Annotated in this window: 24 protein-coding genes and 2 riboswitches; of the genes, 9 read left to right on the top strand and 15 right to left on the bottom strand. The window is 35.6% G+C overall.

Translation table 11 applies throughout. The features are described 5' to 3' along the window. Positions 1–114 precede the first annotated feature (114 nt). The 3 genes from modA (at position 115) to AC0NJG_RS25695 (ending at position 2,753) form a co-directional block, all read left to right on the top strand. Entirely contained in the window at positions 115–921 is an 807-nt protein-coding gene (gene modA, locus AC0NJG_RS25705) for a molybdate ABC transporter substrate-binding protein (protein ID WP_087952224.1), read from the top strand. A 5-nt stretch (positions 922–926) separates the two neighbouring features. Further along, complete coding sequence (gene modB / locus AC0NJG_RS25700) at positions 927–1,601, top strand: molybdate ABC transporter permease subunit (protein WP_087952225.1); 675 nt, start codon at positions 927–929, stop codon at positions 1,599–1,601. Between the two features lie 300 nt (positions 1,602–1,901). Beyond that, complete coding sequence (locus tag AC0NJG_RS25695; protein ID WP_000353544.1) at positions 1,902–2,753, top strand: GRP family sugar transporter; 852 nt, start codon at positions 1,902–1,904, stop codon at positions 2,751–2,753. A gap of 67 nt (positions 2,754–2,820) precedes the next feature. On the opposite strand, the gene pnuC is transcribed toward AC0NJG_RS25695, so the two are convergent. Beyond that, a complete protein-coding gene (gene pnuC, locus AC0NJG_RS25690; protein WP_087952226.1) occupies positions 2,821–3,471 on the bottom strand; it encodes a nicotinamide riboside transporter PnuC in 651 nt (216 codons plus the stop codon). A 301-nt stretch (positions 3,472–3,772) separates the two neighbouring features. On the opposite strand from pnuC, the gene proC reads away from it, so the two are divergent. The 4 genes from proC (at position 3,773) to AC0NJG_RS25670 (ending at position 9,468) form a co-directional block, all read left to right on the top strand. After that, on the top strand, positions 3,773–4,576 hold the full coding sequence (gene proC, locus AC0NJG_RS25685) for a pyrroline-5-carboxylate reductase (RefSeq protein ID WP_087952227.1): 804 nt from the start codon (positions 3,773–3,775) through the stop codon (positions 4,574–4,576). A gap of 1 nt (position 4,577) precedes the next feature. Next, positions 4,578–5,411 carry an aldo/keto reductase gene (locus tag AC0NJG_RS25680; protein ID WP_001054816.1) on the top strand — a complete coding sequence of 278 codons (834 nt, stop codon included), beginning with the start codon at positions 4,578–4,580 and terminating at the stop codon, positions 5,409–5,411. Between the two features lie 151 nt (positions 5,412–5,562). Next, positions 5,563–5,667, top strand: a riboswitch (SAM riboswitch). Between the two features lie 132 nt (positions 5,668–5,799). Further along, positions 5,800–7,440, top strand: a complete 1,641-nt coding sequence (locus AC0NJG_RS25675; protein WP_087952228.1) for a peptide ABC transporter substrate-binding protein — start codon at positions 5,800–5,802, stop codon at positions 7,438–7,440. A 387-nt stretch (positions 7,441–7,827) separates the two neighbouring features. Then, on the top strand, positions 7,828–9,468 hold the full coding sequence (locus tag AC0NJG_RS25670; RefSeq protein WP_087952229.1) for a peptide ABC transporter substrate-binding protein: 1,641 nt from the start codon (positions 7,828–7,830) through the stop codon (positions 9,466–9,468). Positions 9,469–9,512: 44 nt separating this feature from the next. Here the strand turns inward: AC0NJG_RS25670 and AC0NJG_RS25665 are convergent, their stop codons facing one another. The 4 genes from AC0NJG_RS25665 to AC0NJG_RS25650 form a co-directional block, all read right to left on the bottom strand. After that, positions 9,513–10,655: a YhgE/Pip domain-containing protein gene (locus tag AC0NJG_RS25665; RefSeq protein WP_140168676.1), complete on the bottom strand. Its 1,143-nt coding sequence runs from the start codon at positions 10,653–10,655 to the stop codon at positions 9,513–9,515. A gap of 58 nt (positions 10,656–10,713) precedes the next feature. Beyond that, on the bottom strand, positions 10,714–11,295 hold the full coding sequence (locus AC0NJG_RS25660; RefSeq protein WP_474063593.1) for a TetR/AcrR family transcriptional regulator: 582 nt from the start codon (positions 11,293–11,295) through the stop codon (positions 10,714–10,716). 65 nt (positions 11,296–11,360) lie between these two features. After that, entirely contained in the window at positions 11,361–11,552 is a 192-nt protein-coding gene (locus tag AC0NJG_RS25655) for a hypothetical protein (protein WP_087952230.1), read from the bottom strand. A gap of 16 nt (positions 11,553–11,568) precedes the next feature. Further along, positions 11,569–12,468 (bottom strand): helix-turn-helix transcriptional regulator, encoded by a 900-nt coding sequence (locus AC0NJG_RS25650; protein ID WP_087952231.1) that lies wholly within the window; start codon positions 12,466–12,468, stop codon positions 11,569–11,571. A gap of 172 nt (positions 12,469–12,640) precedes the next feature. Here AC0NJG_RS25650 and AC0NJG_RS25645 point away from each other — a divergent pair, with 172 nt between their 5' ends. Beyond that, positions 12,641–13,108 (top strand): YusW family protein, encoded by a 468-nt coding sequence (locus tag AC0NJG_RS25645; RefSeq protein WP_042515810.1) that lies wholly within the window; start codon positions 12,641–12,643, stop codon positions 13,106–13,108. A 16-nt stretch (positions 13,109–13,124) separates the two neighbouring features. On the opposite strand, the gene AC0NJG_RS25640 is transcribed toward AC0NJG_RS25645, so the two are convergent. The 5 genes from AC0NJG_RS25640 to AC0NJG_RS25620 are packed head-to-tail and all read right to left on the bottom strand — an operon-like array spanning position 13,125 to position 18,424. Then, positions 13,125–14,735 carry a peptide ABC transporter substrate-binding protein gene (locus tag AC0NJG_RS25640; RefSeq protein WP_143880711.1) on the bottom strand — a complete coding sequence of 537 codons (1,611 nt, stop codon included), beginning with the start codon at positions 14,733–14,735 and terminating at the stop codon, positions 13,125–13,127. A gap of 13 nt (positions 14,736–14,748) precedes the next feature. Then, positions 14,749–15,522 (bottom strand): ABC transporter ATP-binding protein, encoded by a 774-nt coding sequence (locus AC0NJG_RS25635; protein ID WP_087952233.1) that lies wholly within the window; start codon positions 15,520–15,522, stop codon positions 14,749–14,751. Continuing rightward, positions 15,519–16,529, bottom strand: a complete 1,011-nt coding sequence (locus AC0NJG_RS25630; protein WP_087952234.1) for an ABC transporter ATP-binding protein — start codon at positions 16,527–16,529, stop codon at positions 15,519–15,521. The genes AC0NJG_RS25635 and AC0NJG_RS25630 overlap by 4 nt, the downstream gene beginning before the upstream one ends. After that, positions 16,486–17,490 carry an ABC transporter permease gene (locus AC0NJG_RS25625; protein WP_087952235.1) on the bottom strand — a complete coding sequence of 335 codons (1,005 nt, stop codon included), beginning with the start codon at positions 17,488–17,490 and terminating at the stop codon, positions 16,486–16,488. Before AC0NJG_RS25625 ends, AC0NJG_RS25630 begins: the two co-directional genes overlap by 44 nt. Positions 17,491–17,506: 16 nt before the next feature. Beyond that, complete coding sequence (locus AC0NJG_RS25620; protein WP_071723403.1) at positions 17,507–18,424, bottom strand: ABC transporter permease; 918 nt, start codon at positions 18,422–18,424, stop codon at positions 17,507–17,509. Between the two features lie 136 nt (positions 18,425–18,560). Then, positions 18,561–18,666: riboswitch (SAM riboswitch) on the bottom strand. A gap of 167 nt (positions 18,667–18,833) precedes the next feature. Between AC0NJG_RS25620 and AC0NJG_RS25615 the strand changes: the two genes are divergently transcribed. Continuing rightward, positions 18,834–19,049, top strand: a complete 216-nt coding sequence (locus tag AC0NJG_RS25615; protein ID WP_087952236.1) for a DUF3951 domain-containing protein — start codon at positions 18,834–18,836, stop codon at positions 19,047–19,049. Between the two features lie 16 nt (positions 19,050–19,065). On the opposite strand, the gene AC0NJG_RS25610 is transcribed toward AC0NJG_RS25615, so the two are convergent. From AC0NJG_RS25610 to AC0NJG_RS25590, 5 genes are all read right to left on the bottom strand, one after another. Continuing rightward, positions 19,066–19,569 carry a hypothetical protein gene (locus AC0NJG_RS25610; protein WP_087952237.1) on the bottom strand — a complete coding sequence of 168 codons (504 nt, stop codon included), beginning with the start codon at positions 19,567–19,569 and terminating at the stop codon, positions 19,066–19,068. Between the two features lie 261 nt (positions 19,570–19,830). Continuing rightward, a complete protein-coding gene (locus AC0NJG_RS25605) occupies positions 19,831–21,090 on the bottom strand; it encodes a multidrug effflux MFS transporter (protein ID WP_140168677.1) in 1,260 nt (419 codons plus the stop codon). A gap of 118 nt (positions 21,091–21,208) precedes the next feature. Next, complete coding sequence (locus AC0NJG_RS25600; RefSeq protein WP_088326268.1) at positions 21,209–22,930, bottom strand: DUF3981 domain-containing protein; 1,722 nt, start codon at positions 22,928–22,930, stop codon at positions 21,209–21,211. A gap of 78 nt (positions 22,931–23,008) precedes the next feature. Further along, on the bottom strand, positions 23,009–23,542 hold the full coding sequence (locus tag AC0NJG_RS25595) for an MFS transporter (RefSeq protein WP_474063592.1): 534 nt from the start codon (positions 23,540–23,542) through the stop codon (positions 23,009–23,011). After that, positions 23,539–24,975 (bottom strand): FAD-binding oxidoreductase, encoded by a 1,437-nt coding sequence (locus AC0NJG_RS25590; RefSeq protein ID WP_140421156.1) that lies wholly within the window; start codon positions 24,973–24,975, stop codon positions 23,539–23,541. Before AC0NJG_RS25590 ends, AC0NJG_RS25595 begins: the two co-directional genes overlap by 4 nt. Between the last annotated feature and the right edge of the window lie 29 nt (positions 24,976–25,004).

The following is a 25,004-nucleotide window of genomic DNA, read 5'->3' as shown; positions in this document are numbered from 1 at the left end:
TTTCTCCTATATTTTAAAAACAACTACATGTTCAAATTATATTCAATTATAACTAGTTATATTTAGTTATAATTAGTTATAATTAATGATGTCAAAACGAAAGGGGATTTTTTTATGAATCAGTTTACATTACGATCCATCGGGGCACTTATCCTTTCTTTTCTTCTTATATTTAGCGTTGCATGTACAAGCGGAGATAAGAAAGAGAAATCAACTGCTAAAGAAGGAACAGCAGTTGAACTTACTATATCAGCAGCTGCAAGCTTACAAGATGCTCTAAAAGAAATTGAAATAAAATATAAAGAAAAAGAACCTAATATTAAACTTTCTTTTAACTTCGGCGCTTCTGGTGCACTTCAACAACAAATCGAACAAGGTGCACCTGCTGATTTATTCTTCTCAGCAGCCGAAGATAAATTCCAAACTCTCATTAAAAAAGGATTCATCAATGAAAAAGAAGGGAAAAATCTCCTTGGAAACGAACTCGTTCTAGTCGTCCCAAAAGATAGTTCTCTTACAAAAATTCAAGATTTAAAAGATGAAAAAATAAAAAAAATCGCACTTGGTACACCTGAATCTGTACCTGCGGGAAAATACGCAAAAGCTTCTCTCACACATGAAAATCTTTGGAATGACATTCAAAATAAAGTCGTATTTACAAAAGATGTTCGCCAAGTGTTAACATATGTAGAAACAGGGAATGTCGATGCTGGTATTGTATACAAAACAGATGCTCTTATTTCAGAAAAAGTGAAGATTGGTGAGACAGCAGCTGCTACTTCTCATGAGCCAATTCACTATCCTTTAGGTGTTATAAAAGAATCTAAGCATAAGAAAGAGGCGACTTCATTTTATGAGTATTTGCAGTCAAAAGATGCACAATCTATCTTTAAGAAATATGGATTTACCGTCCTATTATAATTGCCATGAGCTTTGATACTATTTTATCACCAATCTTTCTATCTTTACGAGTAGCCGCATGTGCCACCATTATCGTTACCATTTTAGGAACGATAATCGGAAGAGCGCTAGCACGTTCCTCATGGAGATATAAAGTAATACTAGAAACGATTTTCTTATTACCAATGGTACTTCCGCCAACTGTAATCGGCTTTTTTCTCATTATCATTTTTGGAAATAACAGTCCTATCGGAATGTGGATAGAATCAATATTTCAGCAATCTATTATGTTCACATCTACTGCTGCGATCATTGCTTCTACAGTTGTTGCATTTCCGCTTATGTACCAATCAGCAAAAACAGGATTTTCTATCGCGAATGTACCAATTGAAGAAAGTGCTCGTGACCTTGGCGCAAGTGAATATCAAGTTTTTCTGCACGTCACACTTCCACTTGCATTTCCTGCCTTACTAAGCGGAATGATTTTGAGCTTTGTTCGTGCGCTCGGTGAGTTTGGTGCTACACTCATGTTTGCTGGGAACATTCCTGGTAAAACACAGACTATCCCCACTGCCATTTACATGGCGATTGATGCAAGTAATATGCAGCTCGCCTGGACACTAGTAGTTATCACTATTAGTATGTCCCTCCTATTTTTGCTATGTATTCAGCTTATTAATAAAAGAATTACTAACTCGTAAAGCAGCTTTTGTTAAGCTGCTTTTTTATTTCTTAGGAAATAAAAATATACCGTCGGGAAATAACTGAATTTTACCTTTTATTTAAATATACATTCTATTTGAATTTACTTTCTAAAATAGGCAATTTCCTGTTATTATATGGAGGTGTTTCAAAAATTGAAGAAATGAAAACGCATTTATATCGTGAATTCTTCATCCTGTTTTAGCGATCGGTAATCTTCTACTCTAGTAGTGGGGCATTACCGATCGTTAGAACGATATGTAATTATATTGGTATAGCAAAACGAAGGGAGTCTTGTAATGGACATTTTATTAGCGCTTCTTCCTGCAATTGCATGGGGAAACATCTTATTAGTAAGCGTAAAAATGGGCGGTGGTGCATATAGCCAAACGGTAGGTATGACAATCGGTGCTCTATTCTTCGCAACAATTATGTATGTATTTACTCAACCAGCTTTAACAATGACAATCTTGATTGTTGGTTTTATTTCAGGTTTATTCTGGGCTTTAGGACAAGTAAACCAATTAAAAACAGTTGAAAAGTTAGGTGTTTCTACTACTGTAACGATTTCTACTGGTATGCAGCTTGTTGCAACTTCTATCTTTGGGGTTATCGCTTTCCGCGAGTGGACTACTACTACAACGATCATTCTGGGAACGATTGCAATCCTATTAATCGTAGTTGGTGTTGTATTCACATCATTAGATGATAAAGAAAATGCTCAGCCACCAGGACAATTGAAAAAGGGACTTCTTACTTTAATTGTTTCTACTTTTGGCTATCTTGTATATGTAATTATTATCCGTTGGTATAATATCGATGGTTGGTCTGCTATTTTACCACAAGCAGTTGGTATGTTTGTTGGTGCGGTTGTACTGACATCTAAACATAAACCATTTAACAAATATGCAATCCGTAATGCTTTATCTGGTTTACTATGGGGAACTGGAAACTTATTCTTACTTCTTTCACTACCACGTGTCGGAGTAGCAACAAGCTTCCCATTATCTCAAACTGGAATCGTTATCTCAACATTCGGTGCAATTGTCTTCTTAGGTGAAAAGAAAACAAAACGTCAATTGATCTTTATTGCACTAGGTAGTGTTTTAATTATCGGTGGCGCTGTATTGTTAGGTATGACAAAAGCATAAACTTATATTCTATTAATAAACCCCTGAAGCGCATGTGCTTCAGGGGTTTTCCAATTCTAATTATTTTCTAGATATAATTATTTGTATGTTTTTGTCCCTTATAATTGTTCTTCCACTCTAGTAAACCAGCTATACATATAAAGAGATTAATAACAGCTAATATTAGCATAACGTATAACCCAGCGGAAATATAAATTGAAATACTAACTACATTATATAAAATCCATAAATGCCAGTTTTCTAAGATTTTTCGACTTAGCATAAATTGAGCTACTAAGCCTAATACAGCATTTAAAGCATCTAAATATGGACTTGTTGATTCTAAGTAATGGACTTGATAATAACCCCAACCAATCCATGCAGCTAAAATAAAGACTATATAGAAAATCCAACCTTTCAAATCTAAACGAACTGTTGCTTTTACCTCTTCTTCACCACTGCGTGCAATCCAATAATACCAACCATATACATTAAAGATAAATTGAAAGCCTGCCAATACTGCCATTGCATATAAACCTTGTGTAATGAAAATATATATAAATACCGCGACCGTAATCATGCCAAACAAAAAATTAGATACCTTTTCCCTCGCTAATAACCAAACATTAATAATCCCCATAACCGATGCAAAAATTTCAATATAACTCGATTGAATATAAAATCCAACCAATACGCAAATAATACTAGAAACGACTAAAAAAAGCGGACTTCTAATCATGATCATCTCTCCCCAGATGTATAATAAAGTGAAACTTTAATCAGCCCTCACCAATCGGGCTTTTATGGGCAGCCCGCCCCCCACCTAACTTCTTTGCTTTCGCTGAATTTTGAGGTGGGGGTCTTACTGCACATTAAAGCGGGATAAATTCCCTATCACCAGTATAAGTAATAGCCTTTACCATGAATTCCCTCCTTTTTATTATCCATTCTACCTACAGGAAGCCTTTTCTTTTTACAAAATTCTCTTAAAAATGGTATCGTTTTTTATAACATATCTCCACTAGAAAGGAATAAAGGATATGCTAACTAAACATCGAATTCTATTTATTGGTGCTGGTCGTATGGCAGAAGCCATATTTTCCGGGTTACTGAAAACAAGCAAAGAATACATCGAAGAAATTATCGTTTCTAACCGAAGCAACGTAGAAAAACTGGAACAATTACAAACGCGATATAATGTGTCTACTACAACAGATTGGAAGCAGCATGTTACATCTGTTGATACGATTGTTTTAGCAATGCCGCCTTCTGCACATGAAGGTTTATTAGCGGAATTATCTCCGTTACTATCGAATCAACTTGTCGTAACGGTAGCCGCTGGCATTGGCCCATCTTATTTAGAAGAAAGACTTCCCGAGGGGACACCTGTTGCTTGGATTATGCCAAATACAGCTGCTGAAATCGGAAAGTCTATCTCCTTATATACAATGGGACAATCGGTAACCGAGATGCATCAGGAAACCTTGCAACTGCTTTTAAGAGGTATTGGTACTTCGCAACTTTGTACTGAGGAAGAAGTTCATCAGCTTACTGCAGTTACGGGAAGTGCACCAGCTTTCCTTTATTACTTTGCTGAAAGCTTAATTGAAGCAACAAAAAGTTATGGAGTTGATGAAGCAACCGCAAAACACCTTGTCATTCAAATGATTTCCGGCTCTGCTTCTATGCTTGAACAAACGCAAGATCCAGCTAACCTCCGCGAACAAGTAACAACACCCGGTGGTTCCACAGCTGAAGGTCTCAAAGCTTTATATGAATATAATTTTTCAGAGGCAATTCAAAAAGCAGTAGAAGCAACAAACAAAAAAGCTAGGGGGAAATAATATGAATTTAACAAGTTTAAAAGACTATACAACATTACATAACGGTGTAAAAATGCCTTGGTTCGGTTTAGGTGTTTTTAAAGTAGAAGATGGTTCAGAAGTAATTGAATCTGTAAAAGCAGCAATTAAAAATGGCTATCGCAGCATTGATACTGCAGCAATTTATCAAAACGAAGAAGGCGTTGGACAAGCGATCCGTGAATCAGGTATTTCACGTGAAGAATTATTTATTACATCAAAAGTATGGAATAGCGATCAAGGGTATGAAACAACACTTCAAGCATTCGAAACTACATTAGAGAAATTAGGTTTAGAGTATTTAGATTTATATTTAGTACATTGGCCTGTAAAAGGAAAATATACTGAATCATGGAAAGCGTTAGAAAAGCTTTATAAAGATGGCCGTGTTCGTGCAATTGGCGTGAGTAATTTCCACATCCACCACTTACAAGACGTATTTGAAATTGCTGAAATTAAGCCAATGGTCAACCAAGTGGAATACCACCCACGTTTAGCACAAGAAGAGCTACACGCTTTCTGCAAAGAACATAACATCCAGCTTGAAGCTTGGTCACCATTAATGCAAGGCCAACTACTAGACAATCCAACATTACAAGACATTGCAACAAAATATAATAAATCAACTGCACAAATTATTTTACGATGGGATCTACAAAACGAAGTTGTAACAATCCCTAAATCTATTAAAGAACATCGCATTATTGAAAATGCAAACATCTTCGACTTTGAATTAAGTGCTGATGATATGAAAGCAATTCAAGCTTTAAATGAAGATCGTCGCGTTGGTCCAGATCCAGATAACTTTAACTTCTAATAGAAAAACCACTGCCATATGCAGTGGTTTTTCGTTAAAGAAAACTGAAAATTTAAACTATATTTCATTCGGTTGACACTTCATTATTCAAGGTGTAAGATTTTGAATTATCAAAGAAACACAAAAATTAATAAAGTTTATTCGTTTACTCATTGTATCAAGAGAGGTGGAGGGACTGGCCCTTTGAAACCTCGGCAACAGGTTCATTTTGAATACTGTGCCACTTCCTGCAAGCTTTGTGCTTGAAAGATAGAATGAGGGACTTCGTTTATATACGGGTGCATAACTTGTACGTAAAAATCCCTCTTTCTCAATATGAAAAGAGGGATTTTTTATTTTTCATTTCCCTCATCATCATCCAAACTTAATTATTTAGGAGGAAAATCAAATGAAAAAGAAGTTTGTACCCGGTATTGCATCAGTTGTAGGAGTAAGTATTTTATTAACTGGTTGCGGTAGTTATAAAAACGAAGCAAGCGGAGCAAATGCAAAGGACGAGGCACCTAGTAAACAGGTTTTAAACTTATCTTCACCTACTGAAATACGAACAATGGATACGGCTCGTGCTACAGACACTGATTCTGGCCAAGTAATGAGAAACGTATTTGAAGGCTTGTATAATCTTGGTGAAGGTAACAAACCTGTCCCTGGTGTTGCAAAATCTCATGAAGTAAGTGGCGATAAAACGAAATACACATTCCACCTGCGAGATTCAAAATGGTCAAACGGCACGCCTGTTACAGCGAAAGATTTTGTCTTCGCTTGGCAAAGAGCTGTCGATCCAGCAACAGCCTCTGAATATGCATTTCTATTCTTTGATATTAAAAACGCAACAAAAATTAACAACAAAGAACTTCCAGCCGACCAACTTGGTGTAAAAGCAATTGATGACCATACGTTTGAGGTAGAATTAGAACGCCCTGTTCCATATTTTATTAGCTTAACAGCGTTCCCAACATTCCTACCAATTAACGAGGAATTCTTCAAAGCACAAGGTGATAAGTACGCTTTAGAAGATAATACAATCTTGTACAACGGCGCTTTTACACTAAGCGATTGGAAGCATGAACAAAGCTTTAAATTTAAGAAAAACCCTACCTATTGGGATAAAGATACTGTCAAACTAGAAGAAATCAATTTTAACGTCGTAAAAGAAAAATCAACAGAAGTAAACCTATTCGAATCAAAACAATTAGACCGCATAAAATTAACATCTGATTTCGTTGATAAATATAAAAAAGATGCGAACTTTAAAGAACGCCCGAACGTAGGCGTACAATTTTTACGTATGAATCAACAAAACAAAATACTTCAAAACGTGTCTGCACGCCAAGCAATCGATCAAACAATTGATCGAAAATCCTTTGTAAATACGTTATTAAACGATGGATCTACACCAACTTTTGGTCTCGTTCCAAAAAACTTTGCAAAAGGAGCTGATGGAAAGGACTTCCGTACTATAAACGGAGATTTAACCAAAGTTGATACAAAATCTGCACAAGAGTTATGGAAAAAAGCTAAACAAGAGCTTGGTTCTGAAAAAATCACATTAGAATTATTAACAAGTGATGCTGACCTTGATAAGAAAACTGGTGAGTTCTTAAAAGGACAGCTAGAAAAGAATTTAGATGGATTAACAGTAAATGTGAAACCACAACCACGTAAACAACAAGTTTCACTTTTATTAAAAGGTGACTATGAAATCGGTATTGACGGCTGGAGCCCTGACTTTGCTGACCCAATTACATTCCTTGAATTGTTTACAACGAATAACCCTTACAACTTAGATCATTACTCTAATAAGGAATTCGATGAAACAATTGAAAAAGTGAAAACGACTTTAGCTGGTGATGAAAAAGCTCGCTGGGAAGCATTACTAGCATCTGAAAAAATATTATTTAAAGACTCTGTTATCGCTCCCCTTTACCAAAAAGGCGAATCTTATTTAGAACGTTCTTATGTGAAAGGAATTGTGCAAGTAGACTTTGCAGGTCAATTAAACTTCAAATGGGCACAAATTGAAAAATAAAAGGCAACCTGAATTGAAGTTTTTCTCCCCATACCAATTGTTTTATTGGAAAAATGTATTAAAAGCGGATTTCTCAATAGGAGAAAATCCGCTTTTTTAATATATTATTTTTAAAAAATAATACTCCGATTTTTATTATTGACATATAGTTCTTCCCAGTGTTAATATTCTAAATAATCAAAGAAACTAAATATTTCACCATCAAACTATAACGTCTACTACGTTGAAACATATAACGATAGATGATAGTTGAACATGTATACATATATAGAACACCTGATTACCTACATGTACATATTTATAATGGGTTTTCTCTTCTTCTATAGATACACTTCAAGACATGGACATTATGACGTTACGAACAACACATTTAGGGAGGAACGAACAATGAAGAAAAAAGTTGTACCTGTTGTTGCATCTGTTTTAGGGGCAAGTCTATTACTAACTGCTTGCGGGGGAAATAAAGATAACGCAAGCGGAGCGAAGGCAAATGATAAAGCACCTGATAAACAGGCAATTAACTTATCATTTGCTTCAGAAATTCCAACAATGGATGTTGCAAAAGCAACGGATGGGGAATCCATGAACGTAATGCGTAATGTTTTTGAAGGGTTATATGCAATGGGAGAAGATAATAAACCGATTCCTGGTGTCGCTGAGTCGGTTGACGTTAGTCCCGATAAAACGAAATATACATTCCATCTGCGTGATTCAAAATGGTCAAACGGTACTCCTGTTACAGCAAAAGACTTTGTCTTCGCTTGGCAACGTGCCGTAAACCCGGATACAGCAGCTGAATATGCATTCTTATTCTTCGATATAAAGAATGCGAAACAAATAAACCAAAAACAATTGCCGATTGATCAACTAGGGGTCAAAGCTGTTGATGACAAAACATTAGAAGTACAACTAGATCGTCCTGTTCCTTACTTCTTAAGCTTAACGACATTCTCAACATTCTTGCCAATTAATGAAGAGTACTTAAAGTCTCAAGGCGATAAATACGGTTTAGAAACAAATCATTTAATTTATAACGGTGCTTTCACATTAGATAACTGGAAACATGAGCAAAGCTTCCAATTAAAGAAAAACCCTAACTACTGGGATGCTAAAACGGTAAAATTAGAAGAAATCAACTTCAATGTCGTTAAAGATAAGTCTACAGAAGTTAACTTATATGATTCAGGACAAATTGATCGCGTTGCTTTAACTGCAGAATTTGTTGATAAATATAAGGGCGATCCAAACTTCAAAGAACGCGCTGAAGTTGGTATTCAATTTTTACGACTCAATCAAAAAAATGAAACATTAAAAAATCAACATGCACGCCTTGCTATTAACGGCGCAATGAATAAAAAAGCTTACGTAGAAACAATTTTAAATAACGGCGCTGTTCCAGCTGAAGGAATGGTTCCTGCGAAATTTGCAAAAAGTCCTGATGGCAACGACTTCCGTAAAGAAAATGGAAATCTAGTGAAAGATGATGTGAAAACAGCGAAAGAAAACTGGAAAAAAGCGAAGCAAGAACTTGGTACTGACAAAGTAACAATTGAACTATTAACTAGTGATAATGCTTTAGCTAAAAAGACTGGTGAATATTTAAAAGGTGAACTAGAAAAGAACTTAGATGGATTAACAGTGAATTTAAAACCACAACCACGTAAACAACAGTTAAAACTACTATTAAGTGGTGACTATGAAATCGGTATTGATGGCTGGGGCCCTGACTTCGCTGATCCAATTACATTCTTAGATTTATTTACAACAGATAGTGCTTACAACTTCGATAAATACTCTAACAAAGAGTACGATGAGCTAATTCATAAAGTAAAAACAGATTTAGCTGGTGATGAAAAGGCACGCTTTGAAGCAATGAAGCAAGCTGAAAAAATTCTATTACAAGACGGTGCTGTCGCTCCTTTATACCAACAAGGTCGTTCTTACTTACAACGCGGATTTATTAAAGGACTTGTAACAACTGACTTCGGTGGTGAGTTTAACTACAAGTGGACAGAAGTTGCAAAATAATAAGTGCTAATAAAAAGGTATCCAATTGAGGATACCTTTTTATTTTATGCTTCTTTAACTACAGAGCTTCTTCTTCCCTTTACCATTCCTTTTATAGCTAAAGTCATCACTGCTACTGATTGTGTAACCAATACAATTACTAATAATGAAATAATATTTCTCTCTAAACTAACCCCTCCAAATATTATTGTATAATAGCCATTCGCTGCATATGTTGCGGGAAATAGTTCACCGATTGTTTGATATGTTTTAGAAAGCATCTCATGTGGGACAATTACACCGGAACTTACAAGTTGTAACGATAGTGAGATAATATTAAAAATCATACCTGCGTTTCCAAACGCAGTTAGAAACATTTGTGTTAATGAAAGAAATGCGAAGAAGACTATTGCTTGAAACACCCATATACTCCCTACCGTTTCGTGCATCTCAATTTGGAAGCCTTTCATCAAACCAATTGTAATACATGCAAGTAAAATTGATACTGTACCGTTTATAATTTGTCTTGATAAGAAATTACTCCAACTGCCCTTTACTTCTTTTGCAACTTTTGATAGTTCCATACTCATAATCATTGCTCCTACAAATGAAGCTAATACGATCATTAGCGGTACCATATTCACTGAAAATCCTTTTGTATCATTTACTTTATGAACTGTAAAATCAATTGAATCTTCAGTTAACCCTTTTATCACTTCTACATTCTCAGGTCCTACAGCTTGTAGCTTTCCGACAATCGCTTGTTTCTTATAACTTGCTACCTCTTTATTTACATTATCTCGAATTTGTTTTGCAGCTCCTTCCATCATTTGCTTTGCCATCATGGCATTCGCTTGATTAATGTGGAAGTTTAAATTTGATTTTCCTGTTTCATTTATATCTTTTGAAAAAGAAGCAGGAATTTCAATAATCATATCGTACACATGGTCATTCATTTCTTTGTTTGCTTTTTCCACAGACCGTTCTGCTTTCACTTGAAATGGTAAATTTCTCTGTAAGCCTTCTGCTATTTTATTACCTATATTGACATCTTCATTTACAATAGCGATACGCATTTGATCTGCTCTTTCATTCACTCCATCATATGCCGTTAACCACACGCAAAAGAAAATAATTTGGAATGATAGCGCTACGACCATTCCTACATACGTACCTGGTCTTTTTAAAAATTGTTTTAATGTATCCATCTTCCCGCTCTCCTTTTTAGCAAGCAAGTACATACTTGCATTTTATTTTAAATAAATACTAGGGTCTTAATGCCCTAGCATATAAAACAATATTATTTTCAATAAATTTCTCATCATCAACTTCTGTCAGGCGATCGGCAAAACGTAATTTAGATAAGAAATATCCAAAATTGATCCAGATAAAGTTCATTACTTGCGCTTCAATATTCGTATCAATAATGTTTCCTTTTTCCTGCATTTTTGCAAAATAGATACTTAATTCTTCTTTTAGTCCTTGTGGTATTTTAGCAATTTCCCCGTCTAATTCAGGAAATTCTCCAGCCTCACGTATACCGATAGCAATAATATCTTTTACCTCATCTAAAAAATTATGATAATGCCTTGCTAAGTTTTTTAAATCTGTTTCTAATTCCCATACAATCTCTGTTTGCAAAAATTGTTTTAAATGCGGTACATATGAAAATTCAGCAACCGCTGCTTCAATAACACCCTTCTTACTTTTAAAATTGCGAAATATCGTTACTTCATTAACACCAGCACGCATTGCAATTTCTTTCGTTGTAGCTGCTGTATATCCTTTTTCTTTCACTAATTCAATCGCTGCTTGAATAATTTTTTCTGCTGTCTTTGAGCGCGCCATAAAATCCTCTCTTCCTCATGCAAGTGATCACTTACATTTAGATTATATAACTTTTCTAATAATTGTCAACAATCCTCTTTTCCTTCTTTTTGCATTGAACCAAAACTCATCATACATATAAACCCAAACATCAAATATGTTCTCCACGTCAAAGAAGGTACATGCCCTGACCAAAGATAGCTAATGAAATAATTAATTCCCATAATACAAGACGATATTACTAAACTAATACTTATTAGTTTTGCATATTTGAGCATATCTTTTCTCCTTTTTTTATTTTTCTACTTCTTCAAATTGTAGATTCACCGGTTCTTCTAAAAGTGTTTCATAAAAGTTCTCTGCCAAATCTGTTGAAGGGATTTTTTCATCCACTTCATCAAATCGAATACTATCTAACCACACACAACCTTCTCCTGATAATAAAACACCAAATGCAATACCAAGCGCTCCTTCTTTTATATCTAATACAACCGAGTAAGATTGCCAGTTATTCGTATTTTTAATCGGGCGATTTTGCATATTATCCATAGCGAGCGGTTCTGTATCTTTTCCATCTACTCGCATCCACAATCCTGCCCAATCCCTTACATTTTCACTCTTAATAAATGCTGTAAAACGTAATCTCTTCCCTACATATTTATCTGCTCGGAACATTTGCATTAATGTTGAAAATCCTCCGTGCGTAACATTCTCTTTTGCTTTTATGTATGCAGATACTTTCCCTTGATGGACAACTTCATAATCTAAACCCATCTCATATTCAGCAGGATGACTTCCACTTAAGATCCATCCTTTCGGTATACCTTTTTGCATTGAAACACCCTCTCTTTCTATATAAAATGACTGGAAGTACTTTCGATATTTCTTTGGTGGCAATTGAAACATTCTTTTAAAAGCTCTCGTAAATGCCTCTTGTGAGGAAAAACCGTATTGCACTGCAATATCAATAACGGCTCTCTCCGTTGACACTAAAACTTGCGCAGCATGAGTTAATCTTCTCTTTCGAATATAATCCGTTACACTCATCCCAACATATCTTTGAAAGATACGATGAAAATGGTACATCGATACTGCACTGTGAGACGCCACTCTTTCTGTTGTAAGCTCCTCATGTAAATGATCCTCTATATATTCAATTGCTTGTTTTATCATCTCTTTATATTCTTCATGCATGTTAGTACCCCCTCACAACTTCAATTTACCATATACATACAAATCATTTTTGATTTAAATTGCGGACTATCCCTTGTGGCTATACGATAATAATTTATTTTCAACTCATACATAATTACATGATTTTGGGAAAAACTTGTATAGAACGAATTTACATAAGGAGGAATTTATGATGAGAATTTTACTATCAGTTTTATTAGCTCTTATGCTAGTACCTGCATTAACAGGATGTAAAGCTCCTGCAAAAGAAGACACAACTTCTAATAAAAAGACTACAGAAGAGGCAAAGAATGAAGCTCCTGCTGATTTAAAACTAAACTTTAATCAATTCGATTTAAAGGCAGACTATCAAGATACAAAGAAAGACTACGAAGCAGACTATAAAAATGTAGCAGCTGATAAGAAAATGGAAGCAAAAATTGAAGATCATAAAGCAGATGTAAAATTAACAGGAGACGAGGCTATCACAAAATTAAGCCCACTTCTACAAGAATTAAAATTTGATAAAGATACTGCTGACCAAGAAGTAATCGATCAAGTGGTGAACGTGTTCAAACTTGATAAAGACTATCAAAAATTCGATTTAGAAGTTGTCTTCTCTGATGGAACAAAAAAGGAATATAAAAGAGAAATAAAATAAAGAAGTAGGCGGTTGCCTACTTCTTTATTTTTGCGTATCTTAAATCTGGTTTAGATCCAACATAATATTGAAGTCCAGATACCGTTTGTTTTTGTAAATAGGAATCCGACGGGAATATAATTGGAATTAATGGTGAATCTGTAAACATAATATCTTCCGCTTTATGCAATAAGTCGAAACGCTTATCTTCATTTTGTTCAACTTCTGCTTCCTTCACTAAAGCATCAAATTCTTTATTATGCCATTTTGCATAATTGTTTGGACCATCACCTGCATATAAATCTAATTTAGTAATTGGGTCTAATAGAGAACCGCCCCATCCCATATAAGCTAATTGGAAATCACTTTGCTTATATGTGTCGATGTAACTCTTCCACTCTTTATTTTCTAATTTAATATCTACGCCAAGATTTTTCTTAAACATTTCTTGCATTGCTTCTGCTACTTTTTTATGTTGTGTATCTGTAGTGAATTTTAATGTTACTTCAGGTAATGTAGACCAGCCTTGTTCTTTCATGCCTTCTTCTAATAATTTTTTCGCTTCTGCTGAATCAAATTTAACGTAACCACCTTTTTCTTTACGGAAATCACGCCCACTTTGTGTTTTTGCTCCTTCTGGAACGAATGCATTTGCTTCTTGTGCATTGTTTTTATACAGTTTTTCAACAATAAACTTACGATCAACTGCTAACGAGAATGCTTTACGTACTTTCGCATTTGTGAACGGCTCTTTTTCTACGTTAAACGAATAAATATAAGATGAAAATCCTGCAACACGTTTATATTCTTTATTTCCTTTTTCTTTCTCAATCATTTCTTGCGGTAAACTACTTAGTAAATCTAATTCTTTTGATTTGTATAATTGGTACGCTGTTTTAGAATCTGGAATAATACGAAACTCAATTTCTTTTAATGTTACCTTTTTATCATAGTATTCTTTATTTTTTTGTACTGTAATAGCCTGATTATGCTTCCATTCTTTTAATGTGAATGGTCCGTTCGTAATTAACTCTTTTGGATCTGTTTTTAATTTATTATTATCATCAATTGATTTTTTAGATAATGGAATGAATAATGAACTTGCCAATTTTTGTTTAATAGAAGACACTGGGTGCTCGAGTGTTACCTTTAATGTTTGAGGATCAATGACTTGAATGCCAACTTGTCCTTCTTCACCTTTTCCAGTATTGTATGCCTCTGCCCCTTTAATAAAATACATTTCTGTTGCATTCATAGAACCCGTTTTCGGATTTAATAATCGCTTCCATGCAAATTCAAAATCACTTGCTGTAATAGCAGAACCATCTGACCATTTAATATCTTTCTTTAAATGAATTGTATACTCAGTTCCATCAGCATTTACTTCTTCTTTCTCTGCTAATTCATTTTGATATTTCCCATCACTATCTTGCGTATATAAGCTTGAGAATAAATGTCCAATTACATAACCTGAAGTACTATCTGTCGCGATAGCGGAATCAAGTGTATATGGATCGCTACCAATATTCGTTACTAATCGATCTCCTTCCCCCTTACCAGCACTCGCCTTTTGCGTCTCTTTCTTACCGCAAGCGACAGAAGTAATTGCTAAAACAGTCATAATGACAAACAGTAAAAACTTCTTCATCCTACATTCTCCTTTAACCTGAAATTTTTGGTGTTGATGCCAATAGTGTTTTTGTATAAGAATGTTGTGGATTACGGAATACTTCGTCCGTATTTCCAAATTCAACAAGTTCTCCTTTGTATAGAACAGCCACTTTTTCACATAAATAGTGAACCATCGGTAAATCGTGCGCGATGAATAAATATGTATAATCTTGTTCTTTTTGAATTTTTTGCAGCAGATGTACAATTTGAATTTGCAATGAAACATCTAATGCTGAAATTGGTTCATCAAGAATCAATACTTCTGGCTCACACAATAACGCTCTTGCAATAGCAATTCGTTGACGTTGTCCCCCGCTAAATTCGTGCGGATAGCGATCAATATATCGTCTATCTAATCCCACACGTTCTAGCGCATCACCTGCTACTTTATCCTTTAATCCTTTATCACCTAAACCGAATGAAATATAACCTTCCGTTACGCTATCGCGTACTTTCCAGCGCGGATTTAATGCTGCTGTGGAATCTTGAAAAATAAACTGTACTTTCTGTAAGAAATCACGTTTATGAGCTGCCTTCAACTTGTGAACGACTTGACCGTTATAATCAATTTCACCAGACGTTGGGCTCTCGATCCCAGCTATGAGCTTACCAAGTGTTGTTTTTCCTGAACCACTTTCTCCAATAATGCCTAGCGTTGTTCCTTTCGGGATCGCAAGTGATATGTCTTTTAACGCTGCGATTTCTTTATTTTTACTTCCATACGTTTTCGTTACTTGCTTTACAGTAATTAAATCTATCGTCATGAGGCATTCACCTTCTCTTTTGATTTCGCTTTATTATGCTCCAGAACATGTTGCCAACAATGTGAACTATGCTCCTTGGAATATGTTGTTCTCTCTGGGAAACGATGAATACATTCTTTTATCGCTACTGGGCAACGATTTACAAAAGGACAACCAAAGCTATTTAACGTCTCAATGGAAGGTGTCGTCCCTTCTATTGCACGTAATACTTTTTCGGAATCATCCATATTAGGAATTGCTTGTAATAAGCTTTTTGTGTATGGATGTTTAGGGGAACCTATCACTTCCTCTATCGTTCCTTTTTCAACAACACGTCCCCCATACATCACAACTACTCGATCCGCTACTTCACGTACAAGTGCTAAATCGTGCGTAATTAGTAAAATACTCGTATTTTGCTTTTCCTTTCTTTCCTTTAATAACTCCATAATTTGCTTTTGAATTGTTACATCTAATGCTGTCGTAGGTTCATCCGCAATAACGAGTTTTGGGTGGCAAACAAATGCGATTGCTAAACAAATACGTTGCCTCATGCCTCCGCTTAATTGATGTGGGTACTGTTCAAAGCGTTTCTCTGCTTCATGTATCCCTAAATCATTTAACAAGTTAATCGCAATTTCTTTTGCTTCTTTTTTCGATTTCTTTTCGTGTTGCAAAATCACCTCTGTAATTTGCCTTCCCACCTTCATCGTCGGATTTAAAGATGAAAGTGGGTCTTGAAAGATAAACGAAATATCTTTCCCTCGAATTTGATTCCATTCTGATTCTTGTAGATTCGTTAATTCCTTTGATTCAAAAGATATATTTCCATCATCAATATGAATTGATTCTTGATTTAAGCCGATAATAGATTGTGCTGTAACACTTTTCCCTGAACCACTTTCTCCTACAAGTGCAACTATTTCACCTTCGCTAATAGAAAAGGAAACATGCTTCACAATTGCTTGTTTACTATTCTCTTTTTCAACGGCTAACGTTACGTTTTCTAAAGATAAGAGCTGTCCCATGTTTTTTCTCCTTTCGATTCCGTTTTACGATTTTTGGATCAATTGCATCTTGTAAACCATCACCAATTGCGTTAAACGCGAACATAATGAGCGCAATCATGATTGCTGGGAAGAATAGCTGCCACCATTCCCCACTCAATAATGTCCCAAGTGCATCATTCGTCATCGTCCCCCAGCTCGCTGCCGGTGATTGCACTCCTAGTCCAATAAAGCTTAAAAATGATTCTGAGAAAATAGCTGCTGGAATTGTAAATGATAAATTTACGATAATAATGCCCGTTAAGTTCGGAATTAAATGCCCGTATATAATTTTTATATGTGATGTACCTAACCGCTCCGCTGCAATAACAAACTCTCTTTGTTTTAAAGATAAGACTTGCGCCCTAACGAGACGTGCCATACCAATCCATCCTGTTAATGCAAGGGCGATGATAATGGTAAAAAGACCTGGTTTCATAACAATTAATAGTAAAATAACAATTAATAAATATGGGATACCGTATAACACTTCGATTCCTCGTATAATCCACTCATCAATTAATGTCCCAAGGCGATTGCGCCCTCTCACATATCCACTAAATCCTCCGATTAGCACACCAAGTCCTATATCAAGAGCAGCTGCCACTAATCCAACTGTTAATGAAATTTTCCCGCCAGCCCAAGTACGTGCCCATATATCTCTTCCCAAATCATCTGTTCCGAACCAATGCTCACTACTAGGTGGTAAGTTTGTTGCCTCTTTTACTTGTTCACTCGCAGTAAATGGCGTTAAACTTTCACCAACAAGTGAGAAAACAATAATGAGTAATAACGTCACTGATCCTAAAACTGCGATTGGATTCGATACAAACTTACGAAACACTTCTTTCTTTCGGCTAATCTTTTGCTGATCTTTATTTATTGTTAATTCTTTTTTCTCTTCATTTGTTAATAACTGGTCATTAATTTCATAAGCTCCCATCTAAACATCCCCCTCCTTACGTAATAGAACGAATACGTGGATCAACAATACGGTGAATAATATCTGTAATAAAAATACATACAATTAAAAGTGCACTATAAAAAATGGTTGTTCCCATAATCACTGGATAATCTCGATTAAAAATACTATCTACAAAATATTTTCCGAGACCAGGAATTGAAAAAATCTTTTCAATAACGAAAGTACCTGTTAAAAGTCCCGCCATTAATGGTCCGACAAATGTAAGTACTGGAACAATCGCATTTCGAAGAGCATGTCTTATAATAATCTTCTTAATCGGTATACCTTTCGCTCTCGCTAACTTAATATAATCACTCTGCAGTACTTCGATCATATTAGAGCGAACAAATCTTGTAATCACTGCGATTGGTCCTAACGCTAATGCAAAGGATGGCAATACCGTATGTTCAAATGTACCCCAAGAGGCTACTGGTAAGAGCTCGAATTGAATAGCGAATACTTGTATAAATAGTGGTGCTAAAATAAAACTCGGAATAGAAATACCGAGGATGGCAAGTAAACTTACACCGTAATCAATTACCTTCCCATGATAGAGAGCAGCAAATGTACCTGCAGCAATTCCGACTAGCAATGAAATAACAAGTGCTTGTAAACCAATAATTGCTGATGGACCAAAACCAGTTGTTATAATTTCTGATACACCTTGCCCGGTTGATTGAACAGATTCACCAAAATCAAAATGAACTACGCCGTCTAAATAAGCAACATATTGATTCCATAACGGTTCATCAAGGTGATACTTCGCTCTCATGTTTTGGATCACTTCTTCAGGAAAGATTTTTGCATCTGATGAAAATGGATCCCCCGGAATAATATGCATAATTAGAAATGTCACCGTCGTAATAACCCATAGCGTGAACACCATAACTGATAATTTTTTAATTACATACACTTTAATAACCCCCTAAACACATATATTTACTCAGTTTTATGAACGTACTTTTTCCATTACTCCCTTTTCTCTTTTTAGAATACAAAAAGCCTTGATCTTAAAAAATAAGATCAAGGCTTAATAAACAAAGGCCCATCACTTATCTTTCAAGACTTGCTTGCTGGAATTAGCACGGTGTTCCTATTACAGAACCCGCTGCTGAGGTGTCATAGGGCCAGTCCCTCTACCTCTCTGGATAAGTAAATTGCTATATTATTATTTGGTTCAAATTGTATATTTCGAATTATAATTCTGAAAAAACGAAAAGTCAATCAAATTGGATATATTTAGAAAAATCAGTTTTTAATACTTTTATTTATCTATATCGCGTTTCGCCTATAATAAAAAAAGATATGAAAGTAGCTATAAGATGGCCCCCTTACTTCTAGCTACTATAGGATTACCCTTAACAATCGTTATACTTGTCATCATCGGCTTCTACAAACTCTTCATCAAAAAGAAAAGTATCACCTCTTTTTATACCCCTTTCGATAATATTACCGGGCAAACTATTTCCGAATTTCACGAAGAACAGAAGATATTAGTATCCGAGGATGAAGACGAAGATGGCAAGAAGAAAAAATAACCTTGCATAGGCAAGGTTATTTTTTCGTTTCTGCTTGAAATCGTTTATAGTATGTCGATGCTGTTGCAAAGTTAATTTCTATATCACGAATCAACGATGAATCTTCTTCTTTAGCTAACTTCTGTAATTTTTTCATTGCTTGTTCCGATTCATTCAAGAAACCAACATATACCTCATGTTCTTGCTCTTTCGACTTTGGAACACGAATTTCTTTTCGCATATGATCAATATCTTCTAACATGCTCGTTGTTACTTTTTGCACATCTTCTTTATATGTAGCAGTCGTTATTTCCTTACCACCCTTTTCTTTTGCCACTTCAAATAACTGTAGTGCCTTATTAATCTCTTTATTCATTTTCAAATCGTATTTTTCATGTACTGCACGGTATTCTTTCATCTCTTCTGTTTGTTCTGTAGATTGCTCTACCTTTTCTTTCGGTTCTTTCGTATCTTTATTTCCATTACACCCTGCTAGAAGAATCATACTTCCCATTACGGCAATACCCAAAACCTTCTTCATCTCTTCTTCTCCTTTTATCTACAGCTACTACTTATTATAATTTCTTTTATCTCCACTTGTTATTATACCGAGAACATCCTACTTTTTACACTTAAGACGACATCGTAACATGTATACCAACATGTTTGTCACAGTATCGTCACTTTATACAAATAACTTTTGCACTGCTTTACTACATCACCTTACAAAACTATATGAGATATTTCAAAGCAATGAAAAAAGAACTGATTCAAATATTCCCTTTGAATCAGTTCTTTTTTGTTAAGCCTCTAAATTTTGTCTTGCTTGCAGTTCAAACTGCTTTTCACTTCTTCTAGCCATAAATAAATAGCATAGTACCGCACCAATTTCACAAAGAGCTATTACAACACCCATCGGTAATGCGGTGTTACTTCCACCAATACCTACTAGCGGTGCAACAAGCGCTCCTGAAATGAACTGTAATAAACCTAATAAAGCTGATGCTGTTCCTGCAGCTTGTTTTTGATTTCTCATCGCTAATGAGAACCCCGTTGTTGAGACAACCCCAACACTTGATACGACAAGGAATAACGAGCATAAAACACCAATTAACCCTATTCCTAGTAAGATTGTCAGTAGTAAAGATAAACCACCAACAGCTGCAATAATGATACCAGAGACAAATAATGTCTTCTCATTCACTTTCCCCGCTAAACGACCCGTAACCTGACTAGCAATAATAATACCGATGCCGTTAATCGCAAAGAATAAACTAAATTGCTGTGGTGATGCTCCGTATATGTTCTGCAACACAAATGGTGAACCCGAAATATATGCAAACATTGCCGCTGTTACTAATCCTTGTGACAATGCATATCCCATAAACAGACGGTCCTTTAACAATTTTCCGTACGTCGCCAAAGTTCCTGACAAACCACCCGTTTCTCTTTCTTCAGGAGGTAATGTTTCACGCAATACGAAAGTAGCTGATATTAACATGAATACGCTAATTGCTCCAAGAACGATGAAAACACCGCGCCACGTTGTAAACTGTAATAATTGCCCCCCAATAATCGGTGCCAAAATAGGTGCTGCTCCGTTTACTAACATAAGCAGTGAGAAGAACTTCGTCATTTCAGAACCTGAATACATGTCACGTACCATTGCACGTGATATAACAATCCCAGCTGATCCTGAAGCTCCTTGTAGGAAGCGTAATAACACTAAAGTCCAAATAGATGGCGCAACAGCACAAAGTAAAGAAGAAGCAACATAAATAATAAGAGCAATAATAAGAGGTTTGCGTCTTCCGTAAATATCACTAATTGAGCCAACAAATAATTGTCCTACTGAAAGCCCAAGCAAACAAGCTGTTAATGTAAGCTGGGCTAGGGATGCACCTGTTTGCAAGTCATCCGTTAACTTCGGTAACGAAGGCAAATACATATCAATAGATAATGGCCCAATCGCCGTAAGTGTCCCTAGTACAAGAATCATCCATAACCTGTTCATCTTTACAGGCTTATATATTTCCTGATTAACTTCATTCACTTTTTTCATTCACCCTTTCCTATACATACTAAATCGTAACAATTATAGTTACAACATAAACATACGTCAAGTATAGCGCATTTTCCTGTTTAATTTTGTAAAAAAAAGCGATAGAATTTCTATCGCTTTACTTGTTCAGATTACTATTTGTAAATTTAGATACGGAAGACATCGCCTCTCCTGTATCTAAATATGTGATTTGAATTGGATCTCCCACTTCTGTAAACATAGCATATGGGAATTTCTTTACAGGTATCATAAATACTTTTTGTTCATTCTCTAACAGTACGTATACGATTGTATTTTCACCTGATTTTTCTTTATATACACGTTGTACAGTGCCTTCTTTTTGCGCCTCTTTCCCATTTGAAGTCGGTCTAAATGAATCTCCGCTTCCACTCAGCGCATTTTTATAATTCTCAAGCGCTTCTTTTTGCGTCGAACCTGTTGCAAATATTTTCGCATTAGAAGCATAGATAACAGTATGGGCACGTACTAATCCTCCGTCATCAATAACAGGTACAATCCAAGAAGGTTTACCGTACACGTTATAAATAACCGGCATCGTTCCATGCCACTTTTCTCTCTTAAAGGAATTATCCACGACTTCCGAAGCAGCCGAACCATCCATAATTCCCTTTACTTCTTTTCCGTTATAGTAATACAACTTACCTGTACGCGCATCAATAAGTGAATAACCTAGTGCAGAATCTACTCCTTCTTTCGGAGAAGTGAAATCAGTAAAGTAATATAGTGTTCCATCCTTACCGAAAATCGGTGTAACTCCTTCTTTCGTTCCCCACTCAGTCGGGATCTTCATATCAGTTTGCGAGAATTTTGTATTCCAAAATCCGTGAATATATTTACCGAAGTACGTATTTAACGTAGATGCAGTCTCGTGATTTAATACGCCATCAACAAATTTAGGTGCCTTGCCTTTATCGTATCTTTTCACTTCACCTGTTTGTGCATCTACTACTACAACGCCCTCTACCTCAAATCCAGATCTTCCTGAAATAAATTCACCGTACGTCATTGTGTAATACGGTTTCCCTTTATCATCCACTTCAAATTTAGGTTTTCCTTTAAAAATTAAATTTGGTTCTGCTTGCCTTACCACACGCTCTAAATGATTTCCGAAAAACATGCTTGGCACGTATTTCATTTTATAACCAAGGTGCAGTTTCGCTTCTGCATCAGGATTCGTACCTGACATCGTGACGTACCCTGGAATTGTCTCAGCTTTACGTGCTTTAAAAAATCCTGAAACTTCAATCGGTGCTACATATAAAGCCTCGCCATTTACCATTTGTGGCGTTAATTCTCCTAGCTCAAAATAAGCTACCTTCGGAATATCCCCAAATACTTTTTTCATCTTATTCTCCGCTGTCTTTGGCGGCACCGTAAATGGCTGATCATTTTCAGTAAATGGCTCTGAAATATCTTTCTCTACCTTTACAACAGAATCATATTTCTTTTGCGAGATTACTATATCGTGCAAATAACCAAAGTAGCCGTAACTTGCAAGTAAAACAAGCATTAGAAGTCCTTTTAACGTACCTTCTAATTTACCTATTTGATCTTGGGAAAATAAAACAAGCCCAATTAAAATTGCTACTGCAACAGAATAATGAGTAAGAATTGAATCTGCTCGATCATCAATTAGCCAAAAATATTCATAGATTGCAATACCTATCCAAAATAAAACTGGAATAACTAAAATAGATGATTTCTTACCCTTTACAACCTTCTCATCCCTTTTCTTATCCACTGCTCGAAGTTTACTACCGCTTCTTCTTGTCCATGGAATCAAAAACAAAGTGAGAATAGCTAAAATTAAAAATTTCATCAAAGGCAATGTCCCCTTTTCTTTTGTCTTCCCCTTTAGTATAACAAATAAAGGTTATTCAGGTAAAAATGGGAATCGTTATATTTTTTTACTACTTAATATAACTCCGCTCACTACATATAAGATAGATGCAATATAAAAAATCGTGCCGATCGTAAAGAAATCTACTAAATATCCCGTTGCAATAATTGCTACTGCTCCTCCAATCGATGTCCACACATGATATTTTCCAATCTCATAACCAGCATTTTCTTGTACAACTTTTCGTGCTAACGACGTCTTCTCCGTATTACGCTGCACAGCACCTAAAACCCCCATTACAATTTGAAGAATGTATACATGCCAGACTTCCGTGGCAATCGGGAAACAAAGCATTAATATTGCCATGGACCAAGCATATATAATTAATAATTTCCGATCACCTACTCGATCAGACACCTTTCCTACTACCGGATATACAAGCGCTGAAGTTAAGGCAAATAAGCCGTACGCCCAGCCAAACTGTGAGAAGCTATTTCCAACATTCCGAAGCAATAGAATGTAAAAAGGAAATACCATACTTCCAGCCATCATAATAATGCTTTGTGAAGCTACAAATCTTCTATATGTCATTTCGTATACTCCCTATAAAATAAATTCACAAATCTCTCTTTTGGATCCGCTTCTTTTTTCTTCTGAAGAAATTCTTCTATACGAGGATATGCTCTCTTTAACTGCTCTTTCGTTGGATAAGAATAATACGGTAAATAATAACTACCGTTATGCTTTAACGTAACATCAATCATCTTCTGAATAACATTTTCTGTTTTCTTTATCTCATGTTCAGAACGCCCTTGATTAATTAAAAGAACCAGTGCAAACATATCATCTTTCGCATAGGATAAAACTGCATTTTCATTCTTTTCCACGTAACGAATCGTAATATTGAGCAAATTAAACTCTTCCTCATTTAATACGTTACGTAAATCATCTACGTATTCCGTGAAAGAATCTATAGGCACAAAATATTCTTGTAACACCTCTGTCCTATTTGGATTTTCATATTCCATAAAGGCACTATCTGACCTCATAACATTATTTCGCGTCTCATACTTTCCATCTGTACGTTCAAAATAACTTCTTTGTATATCCCAGAACGTATCTTTTCCCCAATCACTATAGCGTGATAATCCGAGTAAAAATTTAGGCGCTGCTATAATAGTTTCTTCTTTTAATTCACTATACTCCTCCCTCATATTTTGGTTTTGTGCCAATGTATAATCTGTCACATACATTTCTCTTAAAAATGAATTTGGAGCAACAGAAATACGAGCTAAGTGCATACGAACATTTTCATCTTTTTTCACTTTCTCTTTGAAATAAGACGTGTATTCTTTATAATCTAGCATTTTCGTGTGCGTTTCATATAATTCATCATTTGTTAACTTTAAGGTCACATCTAAAATGACACCAAATAACCCGTAACCGCCAATGACATAAGGAAATAAATCCGCATTCTCTTCTCTACTTACATTACGCACCGTACCATCCGCCATTAGCAATCTAAACGACTCTACTGTATCAATCAATGCTTCATGACGAATATCACGACCATGTACATTTACACTTAATGAACCGCCAACCGTAAAAATATTTTGAGATTGCATAACTTGAACCGCAAGACCATATGGATTTATTTTCTTCTGAATATCATTCCACGTGGCACCACTTTGAACTGTAATACGCTTCTTCTCTGGATCAAATTCTAATATTTTATTATACCCTTTCATATCAAGCATCGTCCCATGCGGATAATATGTCTGCCCGCCTTGGCTATGCTGCATACCTGCAATAGAAATCTTCTCTCCAGAAACATTCGCATCTTGCACTAATTTTATTAAAGAGTGCTCATCCGTAGCACTTTCAACACGTTTTATTTTTGTCGGAAGCAATTTACCTACATCACTCATAATAGGATGATCCAGTTGTTTTTTATATGTATGTACAGACGTTGCAAGCAAAACGGTATACGCTACAATGACCACCGCTATCTTTTCTTTTTTCAAATGACACTCTCCTCTTCTACATCTTTTCC

It is taken from the genome of Bacillus sp. SSR7 (assembly GCF_055902415.1).
This window is presented reverse-complemented; position numbering and strand designations above follow the sequence as displayed.

Bases quoted from the DNA above. Each gene is read 5' to 3' on its own strand.
- modA (WP_087952224.1), top strand. From the start codon at position 115: ATGAATCAGTTTACATTACGATCCATCGGGGCACTTATCCTTTCTTTT.
- modB (WP_087952225.1), top strand. From the start codon at position 927: ATGAGCTTTGATACTATTTTATCACCAATCTTTCTATCTTTACGAGTA.
- AC0NJG_RS25695 (WP_000353544.1), top strand. From the start codon at position 1,902: ATGGACATTTTATTAGCGCTTCTTCCTGCAATTGCATGGGGAAACATC.
- pnuC (WP_087952226.1), bottom strand. From the start codon at position 3,471: ATGATTAGAAGTCCGCTTTTTTTAGTCGTTTCTAGTATTATTTGCGTA.
- proC (WP_087952227.1), top strand. From the start codon at position 3,773: ATGCTAACTAAACATCGAATTCTATTTATTGGTGCTGGTCGTATGGCA.
- AC0NJG_RS25680 (WP_001054816.1), top strand. From the start codon at position 4,578: ATGAATTTAACAAGTTTAAAAGACTATACAACATTACATAACGGTGTA.
- AC0NJG_RS25675 (WP_087952228.1), top strand. From the start codon at position 5,800: ATGAAAAAGAAGTTTGTACCCGGTATTGCATCAGTTGTAGGAGTAAGT.
- AC0NJG_RS25670 (WP_087952229.1), top strand. From the start codon at position 7,828: ATGAAGAAAAAAGTTGTACCTGTTGTTGCATCTGTTTTAGGGGCAAGT.
- AC0NJG_RS25665 (WP_140168676.1), bottom strand. From the start codon at position 10,655: ATGGATACATTAAAACAATTTTTAAAAAGACCAGGTACGTATGTAGGA.
- AC0NJG_RS25660 (WP_474063593.1), bottom strand. From the start codon at position 11,295: ATGGCGCGCTCAAAGACAGCAGAAAAAATTATTCAAGCAGCGATTGAA.
- AC0NJG_RS25655 (WP_087952230.1), bottom strand. From the start codon at position 11,552: ATGCTCAAATATGCAAAACTAATAAGTATTAGTTTAGTAATATCGTCT.
- AC0NJG_RS25650 (WP_087952231.1), bottom strand. From the start codon at position 12,468: ATGCATGAAGAATATAAAGAGATGATAAAACAAGCAATTGAATATATA.
- AC0NJG_RS25645 (WP_042515810.1), top strand. From the start codon at position 12,641: ATGAGAATTTTACTATCAGTTTTATTAGCTCTTATGCTAGTACCTGCA.
- AC0NJG_RS25640 (WP_143880711.1), bottom strand. From the start codon at position 14,735: ATGAAGAAGTTTTTACTGTTTGTCATTATGACTGTTTTAGCAATTACT.
- AC0NJG_RS25635 (WP_087952233.1), bottom strand. From the start codon at position 15,522: ATGACGATAGATTTAATTACTGTAAAGCAAGTAACGAAAACGTATGGA.
- AC0NJG_RS25630 (WP_087952234.1), bottom strand. From the start codon at position 16,529: ATGGGACAGCTCTTATCTTTAGAAAACGTAACGTTAGCCGTTGAAAAA.
- AC0NJG_RS25625 (WP_087952235.1), bottom strand. From the start codon at position 17,490: ATGGGAGCTTATGAAATTAATGACCAGTTATTAACAAATGAAGAGAAA.
- AC0NJG_RS25615 (WP_087952236.1), top strand. From the start codon at position 18,834: ATGGCCCCCTTACTTCTAGCTACTATAGGATTACCCTTAACAATCGTT.
- AC0NJG_RS25610 (WP_087952237.1), bottom strand. From the start codon at position 19,569: ATGAAGAAGGTTTTGGGTATTGCCGTAATGGGAAGTATGATTCTTCTA.
- AC0NJG_RS25605 (WP_140168677.1), bottom strand. From the start codon at position 21,090: ATGAAAAAAGTGAATGAAGTTAATCAGGAAATATATAAGCCTGTAAAG.
- AC0NJG_RS25600 (WP_088326268.1), bottom strand. From the start codon at position 22,930: ATGAAATTTTTAATTTTAGCTATTCTCACTTTGTTTTTGATTCCATGG.
- AC0NJG_RS25595 (WP_474063592.1), bottom strand. From the start codon at position 23,542: ATGACATATAGAAGATTTGTAGCTTCACAAAGCATTATTATGATGGCT.